The organism is Pseudomonas sp. G3-39 (assembly GCF_054790485.1).
The window spans coordinates 3,132,086-3,148,603 of record NZ_CP186497.1; the positions used below are offsets into that span (position 1 = coordinate 3,132,086).

Consider the following 16,518-nt stretch of genomic DNA (forward strand, 5'->3'; position numbering starts at 1 on the left):
GTCACTCAGAGGTTGCGTCGGATATGCCGTTTTCCTGGATTGGCAGACAAACGCGAAACAGGGCGCCTTCGTTGATTTGACTCTCGACGACGATGGAACCGCCATGGGCGGCGACGATCTGCTCGGAAATGAACAGACCCAGCCCGAGACCAGCCACTACCGTCTTGGCGGAAACCCGTTCGAACTGTTGGAAAATGCGCTTCTGGTTCTCTTCGCTGATGCCGATGCCACGGTCCTGAACCTCGACCCGCGCCTCGTCGCCTTCACGGTACACGCGCACCTGAATCGGGCTGCGGCCACCGTAGCGCAAGGCATTGGTCAGCAGGTTGGAGACCACCTGCTCGATGCGGAATTCGTCCCAGTAACCTTCCACCGGCTGCGGCGCGGTGAACGACACTTCGGTCTCCGCCGCCTCTATCTGCTGGGCGAAATTCTGCAGCAGGTTGCTCACCAGTTGCGTCAGGTCGAAACGATTCGGCCGGATCGACAGCTTGCCCGTGCGGATACGCGAAACGTCGAGCATGTCTTCGATCAGGCGGATCAGACTTTTGATCTGGCGCTCGTCGCGATCGACCATCGCGTGCATCTTGTCGAGGGTGAACGCCGCGGCGTTGTCCCGCGCCAGGTGCATCTTGCGCAACTGGGTTTCGAGTATCAGGCCATTGAGCGGCGTGCGCACTTCGTGAGCGACGATTGACATGAAGTCATCGCGCATGCGCACCGCCTGCTCCAGCTCCAGTTGCGTGCTTTGCAGTTGTTGCAGCAGCGCTTCCTGCTCGCGACGCGCCTGCTCCAGGGCTTCGACCTGTTGTTTCATGGCCTTGCTCTGGCGGTACAGGTCGACGAATACGTTGACCTTGCTCTTCACCGCGTGGATATCCAGCGGCTTGTGCAGGAAGTCCACCGCCCCGCTCTCGTAGCCCTTGAACGCGTAGTTCAGTTCACGGCCGGCGGCGCTGACGAAAATGATCGGAATGTTCTTGGTTTTCTCGGTGCCGCGCATCAACTCGGCGAGCTCGAAGCCGTTCATCCCCGGCATCTGCACGTCGAGGATGGCCATGGCGAACTCGTGTTGCAGCAGCAGCGAAAGTGCCTCGTCCGCCGACAGCGCCTTGTACACCGTGCGATCCTCGCGCTTGATCAGCGCTTCGAGGGCTAGCAGGTTCTCCGGCAGATCGTCGACGATCAGCAATTTGGCCTGGATATTACTCAGCATGCGATTCGTTCCAGCTCGACAAGCAGACGGCCGATGCCGTGAATGGGTAGGACATGGTCAGGCTGCTGAATTTTCAGCGCAGCCAGAGGCATGGTGGCGACCTGTGCGTCCTGCGGGTCTTGAACAATGGTCAGTCCGCCACGCTGCTTGACTTGCGCCAGGCCGCGAGCGCCATCGTGATTGGCGCCGGTCAGCAACACGGCAGCCAGGGTTTCGCCGTAAACATCAGCGGCGGACTCAAACAAGTAGTCGATGGCAGGTCGGGAATGGTGTACGCGGTCCTCAAGACTCAGCGACAGACTGCGATCCTGTTCCACCGACAGGTGATACCCGGGCGTGGCGAAATAAACCGTGCCGGGCATGATGTCTTGCTTGTCGGTCGCCTCTGCCACCGGCAGCATCAGTCGCCGGGAGAACACTTCGGCCAACTGACTGCGCCGCTCCTCCGGTAGGTGCAACACAACAATGATCGGCAACACGTAACCCTGGCGCAGCGGCGCGAGCAGGGTCAGCAGGGCCTCGACCCCACCGGCCGAAGCACCGACCACGATGGCCTCGACACGAGGCAAATCCACGGCATCGTTCATAATTTGCGGTAGATCCGTTCTTGTTTGACCAACGGTTCGAACTGATTCGAGTAACCGGAAAAATCCAGCGTTTCCTTGCTGCCCAGCACCAGAAAACCACGATGGCACAGCGATTCGTGAAACAGACCGAAGGCACGGTCCTGAAGTTTCTTGTTGAAGTAAATCAGTACGTTGCGGCAGGAAATCAACTGCGTTTCGGAGAACACGCTGTCCGTCGCCAGGCTGTGATCGGCGAAGGTCACGTTCTCGCACAGGCTCTTGTCGAAGATCGCGTAGCCGTAGGCTGCGGTGTAGTAATCGGCAAAGGAACGCTGACCGCCGGCTTGCTGGTAATTGGCAGTGTAGGCCCGGACATTCTCCATCGAGAAAATGCCCTGTTTGGCCTTGTCCAGCGAGCGAGGGTTGATGTCGGTGGCGTAGATGATCGTACGGTCGAGCAGGCCTTCTTCGCGCAGCAGAATCGCCATCGAGTAAACCTCCTCGCCAGTGCTGCACCCGGCGATCCAGATCTTCAGCGACGGATAGGTGCGCAGCAGCGGCACCACTTCCTTGCGGATTGCCAGGAAGTGCGACGGGTCGCGGAACATCTCGCTGACCGGGATCGTCAGCAACTGCAGCAACTGCATGAACGCCGTGGGATCGTGCAGGACTTTCTCTTGTAACGCCGAGATCGTCGCGCATTCGAACTGACTCAAGGCGTGCTGCACCCGGCGCTTGATCGAAGCGCCCGAGTAATCGCGAAAATCGTAGCTGTACTTGAGGTAGATCGCCTCAATCAACAGGCGTAATTCAATTTCGCTGTTGCGCTCCGCGGAGTGACTGCTATCCACTAAATGCGTTCCATCTTCGGTAACCACACGCGAATCAACGAGAACAGGCGATCCAGATCGATCGGCTTGGCCAGATAATCGTTGGCGCCCGCCTGCAGGCAGCGCTCCTGATCGTCTTTCATGGCCTTGGCCGTCACTGCGATGATCGGCAGTTTGCGCCAGCGCGGATCCTTGCGGATTTGAATGGTGGCTTCAAAACCATCCATCTCCGGCATCATCACGTCCATCAGCACCAGGTCGATGTCCTCGATTTCATTCAACTTATCAATCGCTTCGCGACCATTACGGCCGATCACCACGACTGCGCCCTTGTGCTCCAACGCACTGGTCAGGGCGAAGATGTTACGCACATCGTCGTCCACCAGCAGCACCTTGCGGCCTTCGAAGACCTTGTCGCGGCTGCGGGCGGTCTTGAGCATCTTCTGCCGTTCATGGGACAACTGCGATTCGACTTTGTGCAGAAAGAGTGTCACCTCATCCAGCAGGCGTTCCGGCGAGCGCGCGCCCTTGATGATGATCGAGCGCGAATACTTGCGCAGCTCGGCCTCTTCATCGCGGGTCAGGTTGCGGCCGGTGTAGACGATCACCGGCGGGAACGAGCAGATGTCCTCGGTCGACATGCGCTTGAGCAGATCGTTGCCGAGCATGTCCGGCAATTTCAGGTCGATCACCATGCAGTCGTAAATCGTCGTGCGCAGTTTCTCCAGCGCGTCTTGCGCCAGACCGACGGCGGTGATCTCGATGTCCTCGTCGCCGATCAGGCGGGCAATGCTTTCGCGTTGCAGATCGTCATCTTCGACCAGCAGCACGCGCTTGACCTTCTGAGTCAGCTTGGCTTCGAGACGGGCGAACACGTCTTTGAGCTCTTCGCGGGTGGTCGGCTTGACTGCATAACCGATCGCCCCCATGTGCATCGCCGCTTCAACGCGGTCTTCGACCGAGATCACATGCACCGGGATGTGCCGGGTTTCGGCGTGTTCTTTCAGGCGTTGCAGCACGGTCAGACCGGAGTGATCCGGCAGACGCATGTCGAGCAGGATCGCGTCCGGCACGAACTCGCGGGCCAGGTCATAACCTTCATCCGCTCCGTGCGCCACCAAGCACTGATAACCCAGTTCGTGGGCCAGGTCGTAAAGGATGTGGGCGAAATTCGGCTCGTCTTCCACCACCAGAATGCAGCGTGTGGCGAACGGCGCCTTGCCACGGTCGTCGGCAAAGCGCGGGATGTGCACCGGCGCCAGCGGCGACACCGCGATCGATGGCGGCTGCACCACCGGGGCCGGGGCCGATACCGGCGGCGTGAAGGTCAGTGGGATCGCAGGGCTGTCACCCGGCTCGCTGTATTGCTGCGGCAGCACCAGGGTAAACACACTGCCCTGCCCCGGCGCGCTGCTGACGCTGATCGAGCCGCCGAGCAAGGCTGCCAGATCACGCGAGATCGACAGGCCCAGACCGGTGCCACCGTACTTGCGGTTGGTGGTGCCATCGGCCTGGCGGAACGCTTCGAAGATGCTTTCCTGCTGATCTGCGGCGATACCGATCCCCGAATCGCGCACGATGAACGCAATGCGCTCGTTCGGCTGGCCAGCGATGGTCAGGCTGACCGCGCCGTGTTCGGTGAACTTCACGGCGTTGGACAGCAGGTTCTTGATCACCTGCTCCAGACGCTGGCGATCGGTGTACAGCATGATCGGCGCATCCGGCTGCAACTCGACGCTGAACGTCAGTTGCTTGTCCGCCGCCAGCGGTTCGAACACGCTGCGCAGGCCGTCGGCCAGCCGCGCGACGCTGGTGTTTTCCGGGATCACTTCCAGCTTGCCGGCCTCGACCTTGGAAATGTCGAGAATGTCGTTGATCAGGTTCAGCAGATCGTTGCCCGCCGAATAGATCGACTCGGCGAACTTGACCTGCTCGGCTGTCAGATTGTCCTGCGGGTTCTCGGCCAGCAACTTGGCGAGGATCAGCGAACTGTTCAGCGGCGTACGCAGTTCGTGGGACATGTTGGCGAGGAATTCGGACTTGTACTTGCTCGAACGCTGCAGCTCTTCGGCGCGCTCCTCGAGCTGCACCTGTGCCTGATTGAGCTCGGTGTTCTTCTGGTCCATGGCGTCGCGCTGCTCGGCCAGAGTCTGCGCCTGTTCGGCCAGCTGCTCGTTGGTCTGCTCCAGCTCGACTTGCTGGGTTTCCAGATGCGCCTGGGATTCCTTGAGAATCCGCGACTGTTCTTCCAACTCCTCGTTGGCGGTTTTCAGCTCTTCCTGCTGCACCTGCAACTCTTCGTTGAGCTGCTGGGTTTCGGCCAGCACTTCCTGCAGACGCTGGCGATAACGTGCCGCTTCGATCGAGGTGCCGATGTTGCCGGCAATCAGTTCCAGCAAATCGATATCGCGGTCGGTGAGCGGGCGCAGGAAGCCCAGTTCGATCACGCCGTTGACCCGATCATCATCACTGGTCGGCACCACCAGCACACTGTGCGGCAGACCTGCGCCCAGGCCGGAGCTGACTTTGAAGTAGTCGGCCGGAACCGAATCCAGGCGAATCAGTTGCCCCTGCTGGGCAACCTGGCCGACGATGCCTTCGCCGCTGTAAATCTGCTGATCCTTTTCTTCCTGTTCGCGGGAGAACCCATAGGACGCCACGCGCTTGAGGCCGCCGTGCTCTTCACGTACGTACAGCGCCGCCACCGCAGTGCCGAGGTATTGCGCGCAGAACTGCAGAATATTGCGCCCCAGCAGGTTGAGCGTCAGTTGCCCCAGCACCTGCTCCGCCAGTTCGGTCTGGCCGCTGCGCATCCACGCCTGGCGCTCCAGACGCTCGGCACTGGCTTGCTGCGCGGCGAGGTTGGCGCTGTAGCTGTCCGAAAGGCTGACCAGATCGCGCCGGCCGACATAGGCCAGCAAACCGCTGATCCCGGCTATAAACAGCAGATAAAGAGTGATGCTCCAGATCGTGGTGCGGCGCACCTCTTCGTTGCGCGTGGTGCGCAACTGCTGCTCCATGTCGATCACGTCTTCGAATTGCTTGCGAATTTCGTCGGTCAGGCGCTTGCCACGCCCGGCCTTGACCGCGCCCCGGTAGTCGCCGCTGGAGCGCTGCAGGTCGATCATCGATTGCGCGTAGTTGCTCCATTCGGTCTGCAAGGCCTGCAGACGCCGCAGACGATCGGTCTGCACCGGGTTGTCGGCGGTCAATTCGAGCAAGGTATTGAGCGCCACATTGATCCGCGGCTTGGCAGTCTCGTACGGGTCGAGGAAGTGCTCGTCGCCGCTGAGCAGGAAACCACGCATGCCGGTTTCCAGATCAACGGTGAGTTTCACCGCTTCGTTGGCGTTATTGATCACCCGGTCGGTGTGTTCCACCCACTGGATCACCGAGAGCAAATAGGTGATCAGCGAAATGAAAAACACTGCACTGATCGCGCCGACGCCCAAAGGCAGACTGATGTTGCGCGTCAGGAGTTTACGGAACCGTGTTTCGTCAACTGTAGACCGAGTGGACATGGGGCAGCCTTGTCGAACTGTCGAAACCCGGGAGTTTGCCCCAAAACGGTACTATGGATCCATTTTTCTCACCGCCATGATGGCAATTTCCTACATTTGCTGCACTTCCCGATCAGGCAACGGGTATCCTTGCCGCCCCGATTTGCAGCTAATCTTTTTCGTATCCGCTCGGGAACTTGTGGCCATGCGCCACTTACTCATGCAAGAGCCCGGCATTTTCGACCGGTCGCCGTTCCGATTTCATTTCTTGAGAGCTATCCCTATGTCCACCCCAGCGTCCACCATCCTTGTAGTAGAAGACGACGACATCGTACGCATGCTCATCGTCGATGTGCTCGAGGAGCTGGAATTCAGTGTGTTGGAGGCCGATGACGGCGAGTCTGCGCTGGAGATTCTCGGGGATCAGAGCAAGGCTATCGACTTGATGATGACTGACTACGGCCTGCCGGGCATGACAGGCAGTGAACTGGCCGGCAAGGCACGTGAACTGCGCTCCACCCTGCCCGTTCTGTTCGCCAGCGGTTACGCCGAAAACATCGACGTTCCCGCCGGCATGCACGTGATCGGCAAACCCTTCTCGATCGATCAACTGCGTGACAAGGTCAAGGGCATTCTGACCGAGTGATTGGCCTTGATCCGGCAGCGGCTGCAGATGTGCTCTAATTGCGCGCCATTTTCAGCCGCCTGCCTGCAAGGATTACCCGTCAATGACTGCATCACCCGCCACCAAAGTTCTGGTCATCGGTTACGTCTGGCCCGAACCGCGCTCTTCGGCAGCCAGCGGGCATGTGATGCAGATCCTCGAGACGTTTTTGCAGCAAGGCTGGGACATCACCTTCAGCAGCCCGGCCGGCCCGGGCGAGCACAAGGCTGACCTGACCGCGCTGGGCATCCGCGAAGTGCCGATCGAACTGAACAACAGCAGCTTCGATAGTTTCATCAGTGAACTGGCCCCGGATATCGTGCTGTTCGACCAGTTCATGATGGAAGAGCAGTTCGGCTGGCGCGTCGAAAAGCAATGCCCGAATGCCTTGCGCGTACTGGAGACGTCCGACCTGCAGAGCCTGCGCCACGCCCGCCACCAACGGCTCAAGGAACGTTTGAAAGACGACCCGGACAATCAGGACTTCAGCGCCCTGTTCGCCCCGGCGCTGCGCGAAGAGTTCGAGTTGATGGCCGATACGGACCTGGCCAAACGGGAAATCGCCGCGTTGTATCGCTGCGATCTGAATCTGATGATTTCCGAAGTTGAAATTCAGTTGCTGGTCGAACAGTTTCAAGTCCCTGGCGACCTGCTGCACTGGTGCCCGCTGATGCTCGAACCACCGCGCGATTCGTTCGTCCCCTTTGAAGAGCGGGCGCACTTTCTGAGTATTGGCAACTTCCGTCACGCGCCCAACTGGGACGCCGTGCTGTGGATGAAGACCGCCATCTGGCCGCTGATCCGCCAGCAATTGCCCGGCGCCCAACTGCATATCTACGGTGCCTATACGCCGCCCAAGGCCACAGCCCTGCACAACGCGGCGCAGGGGTTTCATGTGATGAACTGGGCAGAAGATGCGCTGCAAGTGATGTCGCAAGCCCGGGTTTGCCTGGCGCCTTTGCGTTTCGGCGCTGGGATCAAGGGCAAGATCGTCGATGCAATGCTCTGCGGCACGCCCAACGTCACGACGCCCATCGGCGCCGAAGGCATGGGCGGCGCATTGCCCTGGCCCGGTGCGATGGCTCAGTCGGCCCAGGCCCTGGCCGACGCCGCTGTAGCGCTGCACGAAGACAGATTGCGCTGGGCTGACGCACAGCAGGCCGGCGTCGCGTTGTTGAATGCGCGCTATCGGCAGACTGATCACGGCCCGGCGCTGATCGCTCGCCTGCAACATTGCCGCGACAACTTGTCAGCATTACGTCGCGCCAACTTTACTGGCAGCATGTTGCGTCACCACTTGCATAAAAGCACTCAATACATGGCGCAGTGGATCGAAGCAAAGAACCAGAAAAGTTGATAATTAAAGTGCAAAACCACATTGCCAATACTTTGCAAAGAGTGCTGGCTTGTACTTTTTCCGTTTGCACCAAAGAATAACTTCCGAACTGACCAAACAAGTTGACTGGTCGGAAATTAAACTTTATCTGCAACGGAATGCACCATGAGTAATTACCCTTTCAAAAACTGGATGGCGGCTACACCGGATATGGACCGACTGACCCTTGGCGAAGTGGTCTGGCCCGGCGCGCATAACTCCGGGCTGGATTTTGATTTTCCGTACCCGGCTTATCTCCAACCCGCCCAGAACTGGTTTGTCTGTCAGGACGGTCCGTTCATTCAGCAACTTAATGAAGGCGTGCGTGCCTTCGACTTGCGTCTGCACGCCGATGAACACTGGCTGGGCATCAGGAAGTTTCATACCTTTCATGGCGTGAAACTGCTCCAGGGACGCTCCTTGAGCGAGTTGGTAAAAAGTCTCAATTTTTTCCTCAATGAAAATCCGAACGAATTCATCGTATTGGACTTACATGAACTCAAGGGCACCAACGATCAGCCATTCGATTACAAGGGTTTCCATGAAGTCATCACCACGGAGCTGGCTTCGCGGCTTATTCCCCGAAACAACGGTCATCTGACCCTTGAACAACTTAAAAGGGCCAGCTCGCTACAACGCGTGGTGTTGGCAAGCGACTCGCACCCGGATTTCAATTCGCCCCTGTACTGGCCGAAAATCCGCCATGAATGGAGCGGCTCGGACATCACCTCGCCAGAGCAACTCAAGCAACACATCACCCGAACCCTCGCCAACCCGCCGGTACCCGGCAGCCTCTGGTCATTGTCGGCCACCAGCTACGGCGAACTGGCCGGCGTCAAGCGGATCACCGACGAACTCGATCAATGGTTTGGCCCAGACTCGGGATGGGCGCCGAAGTGCAGCATTATCAATGCCGACTTCATCGGTGGCACTCCACTGATCAGCCATTGCCAGCAGGTCAACCAGTCCAAAGGTCTACGCAAGGCCCGGGGCTGAGGCGCTGGAACTGTCCGTGGCGCGCGTGCATGATGGGCACCTGAACACCACAACAAGACGCATCGGACATGACTCGGGCAACCAGAATCACTGATCCCTCCTACGAACTGATGGACGACCATAACGGGTTGTCCATCATCTACCGTCAGCATGGTTTTCCGTGCCCGTTAGTGCGCTGGCATTTTCACAAGGAATACGAACTGCACCTGATCGTCGCCAGTTCCGGCAAGGTCTTCATCGGCGACTACATCGGCAACTTTTATCCGCAAACACTGTTCCTCACCGGGCCCAATCTGCCGCACAACTGGATCAGCCAGGTGGCCGACGACGAGGTGGTGGAAAAGCGCGACATGCTGGTGAACTTCACCGATGAGTTGTTCGACAGCGGGCACCAGGTGTTCGCCGAACTCAAGACCCTGGCGCCGCTGCTGGAGCGTGCGCAATACGGCATCGAATTTCGCGACAAGGATACGATCCGTCAGGCCATGACGTTGATGCAGCGAATTGCCGACACGCGCGGCGTTACCCGTCTCGGACACTTTTTCATTTTGATGGAGCTGCTGGCGGCGACTGACGATTATCAATTGCTGTCCGGCGCCACTAACACGCAACTGGCCGACGAGCACAACATCGACCGCACCAACCGAGCGGTCGACTTCATCTTCGACCATTACGCCCGCGAATTGACTCTGGAAGAAGTCGCCGATCATCTGGGGATGAAGCCGACCTATTTCAGCCGCGTGTTCAAACAGGCCACCGGGCGCAACTTCATCGAATTCGTCAATCGCCTGCGCATCAGCAAATCCTGCGAACTGCTGGCCGATGGCGACAAACCGGTGACCGAGGTGTGTTTCGAGTCGGGGTTCAATAACATTTCCAACTTCAATCGGCGCTTCCAGCAACTCAAGGGCATGACGCCGTCGCACTATCGACGCCTCGCTGTACAGCGTCTGACCGAACAAAACCTCGGCTGATACCACCGCCCCCTGTAGGAGTGAGCCTGCTCGCGAAAGCGGTGTATCAGTCAACTGATCGGCAAACTGACACAGTGTTTTCGCGAGCAAGCCCGCCCCCACAAACAGCATCCGACGCGATGAAACCTGTACTGATTCGATAGCCCCTTCCCACTGAAAAGCCCTTCCCTGCGTCTACCGCAACAAACACCAGTGCAAAAAAGTATTGATTTGAGTGCGACGGATGATTTGTCAGTCCGTCGATTGAGGGCTGTAATCAGCGCACATTCTTCCTGCATTCGGAAGACACAAAAACAATAACTGTCCTTCTGCCGCCCGCCGGGTGCAGAAAAGGAGTGCACGATGCAACCCACTGCAAAAGCTCTGCTAGCCCTCACCTGCATGACCCTCAGCAGCGTCACCCTTGGCGCCCAGACCCTGACCATCGCCACCGTCAACAACAGCGACATGATCCGCATGCAAAAGCTCTCGAAAACTTTCGAGTCCGAGCATCCGGAGATCAAGCTCAACTGGGTGGTGCTGGAAGAAAACGTCCTGCGTCAGCGCCTGACTACCGACATCGCCACTCAGGGTGGCCAGTTCGATGTGTTGACCATCGGCATGTACGAAGCGGCACTCTGGGGCGCCAAGGGCTGGCTCGAACCGATGAAGGATCTGCCGGCTTCTTACGCCCTCGACGATGTGTTCCCGTCGGTGCGTGAAGGCCTGTCAGTCAAGGGTTCGCTGTATGCCCTGCCGTTCTACGCCGAAAGCTCGATCACCTATTACCGCACCGACCTGTTCAAGGACGCCGGCCTGAGCATGCCCGAGCGCCCGACCTGGGAACAGATCGCCGGTTTCGCAGAAAAACTCACTAATAAAGACAAAGAACAGTACGGCATCTGCCTGCGTGGCAAGGCCGGCTGGGGCGAAAATATGGCGTTGATCACCACCGTCGCCAACGCTTACGGCGCACGCTGGTTCGATGAGCAGTGGAAACCTGAGTTCAGCGGGCCGGAATGGAAAAACGCGCTGAATTTCTACGTCGACACCATGAAGAAATCCGGCCCGCCGGGCGCGTCCAGCAACGGTTTCAACGAAAACCTCGCGCTGTTCAACAGCGGCAAATGCGCGATCTGGGTGGACGCTTCCGTCGCCGGCTCGTTCGTCACCGACAAGACTCAGAGCAAGGTCGCCGATCACGTCGGCTTCACCTTCGCCCCGCATCAGGTCACCGATAAAGGTTCGGCGTGGCTGTATTCGTGGGCATTGGCGATTCCGACCAGTTCCAAGGCCAAGGACGCCGCCAAAGCGTTCAGCGCCTGGGCCACCTCCAAGGAATACGGCGAGCTGGTGGCCAAGACCGACGGCATCGCCAACGTACCACCGGGCACCCGCGCCTCGACCTACAGCGATGCTTACATGAGCGCGGCGCCGTTCGCCAAGGTCACGCTGGAATCGCTCAAGGCCGCAGACCCGAGCAAACCGACGCTGAAACCGGTGCCCTACATCGGCATTCAGCTGGTGACCATTCCTGAGTTCCAGGGCGTGGGCACCCAGGTCGGCAAGCTGTTCTCGGCGGCGCTGATCGGCCAGACCACGGTGGATCAGGCCCTGACCGCCGCGCAGCAAACCACCGAACGCGAGATGAAGCGCGCCGGTTATCCCAAGTAACCACACTGCTCGCTCCTGCCTTTTGTAGGAGTGAGCCTGCTCGCGATGGCGGTTTTCCATCAAACCCCATTGGTGGCTGACACACCGCTATCGCGAGCAGGCTCACTCCTACATTAGATCTCCATAGGTCTGTATGACTCGGTTGTGATCACCATGAATACTTCAACTGCCAAAGCCCACCTCGACTTGTCGCAACCTCAGCGCAAAGTCCGCGTACGTAATCCCGGCTGGTTTCTGGTCAGCCCTTCGGTGGCCCTGTTGCTGCTGTGGATGATCGTGCCGTTGGGCATGACCATTTACTTCTCGATGATTCGCTACAACCTGCTCGATCCGGGCGTCAACGAATTCGTCGGGCTGGAGAACTTCACTTACTTTCTGACCGACTCCGGGTTCCTGCCCGGCGCCACCAACACCCTGTTGCTGGTGGGCAGCGTGCTGTTGATCAGCGTGGTGTTCGGTGTGCTGATCAGCGCGTTGCTCGAGGCCAGCGAATTTCTCGGCCGCGGCATCGTGCGGGTGATGCTGATCTCGCCGTTCTTCATCATGCCCACCGTCGGCGCGCTGATCTGGAAGAACCTGATTTTCCATCCGGTGTCGGGAATCCTCGCCTACGTCTGGAGGCTGTTCGGCGCCGAGCCGGTGGACTGGCTGGCGCACTACCCGCTGCTGTCGATCATCATCATTGTCTCGTGGCAATGGCTACCCTTCGCGATCCTGATCCTGATGACCGCCATGCAGTCCCTCGACCAGGAACAGAAAGAAGCAGCGCGCCTCGATGGTGCCGGCCCCGTCGCGATCTTCTGGCACCTGACCCTGCCGCACCTCGCACGCCCGATTGCCGTGGTGGTGATGATCGAAACGATCTTCCTGCTGTCGGTGTTCGCCGAGATTTTCACCACCACCAACGGCGGCCCCGGCTACGCCTCGACCAACCTCGCCTACCTGATCTACAACCAGGCGCTGGTGCAGTTCGACGTCGGCATGGCCTCGGCGGGCGGCTTGATTGCTGTGGTCATCGCCAACATCGCCGCGATCATTCTGGTGCGGATGATCGGCAAAAACCTGACTGACAAAGCCTGAGGCCTGCCATGACTCTTCAACAATCCCGCCGGCTGCAAAGCCTGCTGCTCGGCACCCTGGCCTGGGCCATCGCGATCGTGATTTTCTTCCCGATCTTCTGGATGGTGATGACCAGTTTCAAAACCGAAATCGACGCCTTTGCCACGCCGCCGCAATTCATCTTCACGCCAACGCTGGAGAACTACCTGCACATCAACGAGCGCAGCGACTACTTCAGTTTTGCCTGGAACTCGGTGGTGATCTCGTTCAGTGCTACCGCTCTGTGCCTACTGATCGCGGTGCCCGCCGCCTATTCGATGGCGTTCTACGAAACCCAGCGCACCAAAGGCACGCTGCTGTGGATGCTCTCGACCAAGATGCTGCCGCCGGTGGGCGTGCTGATGCCGATCTACCTGCTGGCCAAGAGTTTCGGCCTGCTCGATACACGCATCGCACTGATCGTGATCTACACCCTGATCAACCTGCCGATCGTGGTCTGGATGATTTACACCTACTTCAAGGACATCCCCAAAGACATCCTAGAAGCCGCCCGCCTCGACGGCGCCACCTTGTGGCAGGAAATGGTCCGCGTGCTGCTGCCGATCGCCAAGGGCGGCCTCGCCTCGACCGTGTTGCTGTCGCTGATTCTGTGCTGGAACGAGGCCTTCTGGTCGCTGAACCTGACCTCGTCGAAAGCCGCGCCGCTGACCGCGCTGATCGCCTCGTATTCAAGCCCTGAAGGCTTGTTCTGGGCCAAGTTGTCGGCAGTCTCGACCCTGGCCTGTGCACCGATCCTGATCTTCGGCTGGATCAGCCAGAAACAACTGGTGCGCGGCTTGTCGTTCGGTGCCGTGAAATGAAGTGCTCCAACCGTACCCAATCCCCTGTGGGAGCGAGCCTGCTCGCGAAGGGGCCGTGTCAGTCGGCATTAATGCTGAATGACACACCGCTTTCGCGAGCAGGCTCGCTCCCACATAAAAGCATGCCCGGCGCCATTGAATTAACTTAAGTGGAGGCCCATCAAAATGGCCAACCTGAAAATCAAGAATCTGCAAAAAGGCTTCGAAGGTTTCTCCATCATCAAGGGCATCGACCTTGAGGTGAATGACAAGGAATTCGTGGTCTTCGTCGGCCCGTCCGGTTGCGGCAAATCCACCCTGCTCCGACTGATCGCCGGGCTGGAAGAGGTCAGCGGCGGCACCATCGAACTCGATGGCCGCGACATCACCGAAGTCAGCCCGGCCAAGCGCGATCTGGCGATGGTGTTCCAGACCTACGCGCTGTACCCGCACATGACCGTGAAGAAGAACATGTCGTTCGCCCTCGATCTGGCGGGCGTGCCGAAAGCCGAAGTCGAGAAAAAGGTCGGCGAAGCGGCGCGGATTCTCGAGCTCGGGCCGATGCTCGAGCGCAAGCCGAAACAACTTTCCGGTGGCCAACGGCAACGGGTCGCCATCGGTCGCGCCATCGTGCGCAACCCGAAAATCTTCCTGTTCGACGAACCGCTGTCCAACCTCGACGCTGCCCTGCGAGTGCAGATGCGCCTGGAATTGCTGCGCCTGCACAAGGACCTGCAAGCGACCATGATCTACGTGACCCACGACCAGGTCGAAGCGATGACCATGGCCGACAAGGTCGTGGTGCTCAACGGCGGCAAAATCGAACAGGTCGGCTCGCCGCTGGACCTCTATCACAACCCGGCCAACCTGTTCGTCGCCGGGTTCCTCGGCACGCCGAAAATGGGCTTCCTCAAAGGCAAGATCGCCCGCATCGACGGCCAGACCTGCGAAGTCTCGCTGGACGCCGGTACGCGCATCACATTGCCGTTCAACGCCGCCAACCTGAGCGTCGGCAGCGCGGTGACCCTGGGCATTCGCCCGGAACATCTGGAGCTGGCACAACCGGGCGACTGCACCCTGCAAGTCACCGCCGACGTCAGCGAACGCCTGGGCAGCGACACCTTCTGCCACGTCACCACCAACGCGGGCGAAGCCCTGACCATGCGCGTGCGCGGCGACTTGGCAAGCCGCTACGGCGAGCAACTGAACCTGCACCTGGACGCCAGCCATTGCCACCTGTTCGACGCCGATGGCGTGGCGCTGACCCGCCCGCTTCGCGCCGCGGCCTGAATTTCGAGACCTGCCCGATGAAACTGAATGAACAAAACCTGCACCGCCTCGCCCCCGAGGTGCAACTGCCGGCCTACAACCTCAGCGACACCCGTCAGGGCATCGCGCACATTGGCGTCGGCGGCTTCCACCGCGCCCATCAGGCGTATTACACCGATGCGCTGATGAACACCGGCCAGGCGCTGGACTGGGCAATCTGTGGGGTCGGCTTGCGCGCGGAAGACCGCCGCGCCCGTGACGACCTCAAGGAGCAGGATTACCTGTTTACCCTGTTCGAACTCGGCGACAACGATGACACCGAAGTGCGGGTGATCGGTGCGATCCGCGACATGCTCCTGGCCGAGGATGGCGCACAGGCGCTGATCGACAAACTCGCCGATCCGCAGATCCGCATTGTCTCGCTGACCATCACCGAAGGCGCCTACTGCATCGACGACAGCAACGGCGAATTCATGGCGCACCTGCCGCAGATTCAACACGATCTGGCACACCCGCAAACGCCGAAAACCGTGTTCGGTTTCCTCTGCGCGGCGCTGGAAAAACGCCGTGGCGCGGGCACGCCAGCGTTCACGATCATGTCCTGCGATAACCTGCCGCATAACGGCGAAGTGACCCGCAAGGCACTGCTGGCCTTCGCCACCCTGCGTGACCCGGGGCTGCGCGACTGGATCGAGCAGAACGTCAGTTTCCCCAACGCCATGGTCGACCGCATTACGCCGATGACCAGCACCGCGCATCGTCTGCAACTGGCCGACAAACACGCGGTCGACGATGCCTGGCCGGTGGTCTGCGAGCCGTTTGTACAATGGGTGCTGGAAGATAAATTCGTCAACGGTCGCCCGGCCTGGGAACAGGTCGGCGTGCAGTTCACCGATGACGTTTCGCCCTACGAAGAAATGAAGATCAAACTGCTCAATGGCAGCCACCTGGCGCTGACGTATCTGGGCTTTTTGAAAGGCTATCGCTTCGTCCACGAGACCATGAACGACCCGCTGTTCGTGCGCTACATGCGCGCCTACATGGACCTCGACGTCACCCCGCAACTGGCACCGGTGCCGGGCATCGATCTGACCGACTACAAGAACACGCTGGTGGCGCGCTTTTCCAATCAGGCGATTGCCGATCAGCTGGAACGGGTGTGCTCGGATGGCTCGTCGAAGTTTCCCAAGTTCACCATTCCGACGATCAATCGCTTGATTGCCGATGGTAAGGAAACCAAGCGCGCAGCGTTGGTGGTGGCGGCCTGGGCGTTGTATTTGAAGGGCGTGGATGAGAATGGCGACACTTATACGATTCCCGATCCACGGGCAGAGTTTTGTCAGGGACTGGTAGCGGATGATGCGTTGATCACTCAGCGGTTGTTGGCGGTTGAGGAGATCTTCGGCACGGCGATACCGCGTTCGGCGGCGTTTGTGGCGGCATTTGAATGGTGCTGCAACAGCTTGCGCGAGGTGGGTGTGACGCGCACGTTGGAGCGGGTCTTGACTGAATGATGCGGTGACTTTACTGCCGCCTTCGCGAGCAGGCTCGCTCCCACAGGTGAACGCATTTCAAAA

At 59.4% G+C, this 16,518-nt stretch carries 13 protein-coding genes; 9 read left to right on the forward strand and 4 right to left on the reverse strand.

Going from position 1 to position 16,518, the window contains the following annotated elements; genetic code table 11:
• Position 1: 1 nt before the first annotated feature.
• The 4 genes from ACOYXG_RS13800 to ACOYXG_RS13815 are packed head-to-tail and all read right to left on the reverse strand — an operon-like array spanning position 2 to position 6,133.
• Positions 2-1,216, reverse strand: a complete 1,215-nt coding sequence (locus ACOYXG_RS13800; RefSeq protein ID WP_027612747.1) for a hybrid sensor histidine kinase/response regulator — start codon at positions 1,214-1,216, stop codon at positions 2-4.
• Positions 1,210-1,803 (reverse strand): chemotaxis protein CheB, encoded by a 594-nt coding sequence (locus ACOYXG_RS13805; RefSeq protein ID WP_097087405.1) that lies wholly within the window; start codon positions 1,801-1,803, stop codon positions 1,210-1,212. The genes ACOYXG_RS13800 and ACOYXG_RS13805 overlap by 7 nt, the downstream gene beginning before the upstream one ends.
• Complete coding sequence (locus tag ACOYXG_RS13810; protein WP_027612745.1) at positions 1,800-2,633, reverse strand: CheR family methyltransferase; 834 nt, start codon at positions 2,631-2,633, stop codon at positions 1,800-1,802. Before ACOYXG_RS13810 ends, ACOYXG_RS13805 begins: the two co-directional genes overlap by 4 nt.
• On the reverse strand, positions 2,633-6,133 hold the full coding sequence (locus ACOYXG_RS13815; protein ID WP_460352287.1) for a response regulator: 3,501 nt from the start codon (positions 6,131-6,133) through the stop codon (positions 2,633-2,635). The genes ACOYXG_RS13810 and ACOYXG_RS13815 overlap by 1 nt, the downstream gene beginning before the upstream one ends.
• A 262-nt stretch (positions 6,134-6,395) precedes the next feature.
• Here ACOYXG_RS13815 and ACOYXG_RS13820 point away from each other — a divergent pair, with 262 nt between their 5' ends.
• The 9 genes from ACOYXG_RS13820 (at position 6,396) to ACOYXG_RS13860 (ending at position 16,455) form a co-directional block, all read left to right on the forward strand.
• The gene (locus tag ACOYXG_RS13820; protein ID WP_027612743.1) at positions 6,396-6,758 is read left to right on the forward strand and encodes a response regulator; all 363 of its coding nucleotides are present in this window, start codon (positions 6,396-6,398) and stop codon (positions 6,756-6,758) included.
• Between the two features lie 82 nt (positions 6,759-6,840).
• Complete coding sequence (locus ACOYXG_RS13825; protein WP_225135050.1) at positions 6,841-8,133, forward strand: glycosyltransferase; 1,293 nt, start codon at positions 6,841-6,843, stop codon at positions 8,131-8,133.
• 144 nt (positions 8,134-8,277) lie between these two features.
• Positions 8,278-9,147, forward strand: coding sequence for a phosphatidylinositol-specific phospholipase C domain-containing protein (locus ACOYXG_RS13830; protein WP_027612741.1), 870 nt, complete (start codon positions 8,278-8,280; stop codon positions 9,145-9,147).
• Positions 9,148-9,215: 68 nt separating this feature from the next.
• A complete protein-coding gene (locus ACOYXG_RS13835; RefSeq protein ID WP_096796578.1) occupies positions 9,216-10,121 on the forward strand; it encodes an AraC family transcriptional regulator in 906 nt (301 codons plus the stop codon).
• Between the two features lie 342 nt (positions 10,122-10,463).
• Complete coding sequence (locus ACOYXG_RS13840) at positions 10,464-11,774, forward strand: ABC transporter substrate-binding protein (protein WP_460352291.1); 1,311 nt, start codon at positions 10,464-10,466, stop codon at positions 11,772-11,774.
• A gap of 153 nt (positions 11,775-11,927) precedes the next feature.
• Positions 11,928-12,854 (forward strand): carbohydrate ABC transporter permease, encoded by a 927-nt coding sequence (locus ACOYXG_RS13845; RefSeq protein ID WP_003225141.1) that lies wholly within the window; start codon positions 11,928-11,930, stop codon positions 12,852-12,854.
• Between the two features lie 8 nt (positions 12,855-12,862).
• A complete protein-coding gene (locus ACOYXG_RS13850) occupies positions 12,863-13,693 on the forward strand; it encodes a carbohydrate ABC transporter permease (protein ID WP_003225143.1) in 831 nt (276 codons plus the stop codon).
• Between the two features lie 165 nt (positions 13,694-13,858).
• Complete coding sequence (locus ACOYXG_RS13855) at positions 13,859-14,962, forward strand: ABC transporter ATP-binding protein (protein ID WP_134786472.1); 1,104 nt, start codon at positions 13,859-13,861, stop codon at positions 14,960-14,962.
• Positions 14,963-14,979: 17 nt separating this feature from the next.
• Complete coding sequence (locus ACOYXG_RS13860; protein WP_460352294.1) at positions 14,980-16,455, forward strand: mannitol dehydrogenase family protein; 1,476 nt, start codon at positions 14,980-14,982, stop codon at positions 16,453-16,455.
• The last annotated feature ends 63 nt before the right edge of the window (positions 16,456-16,518 follow it).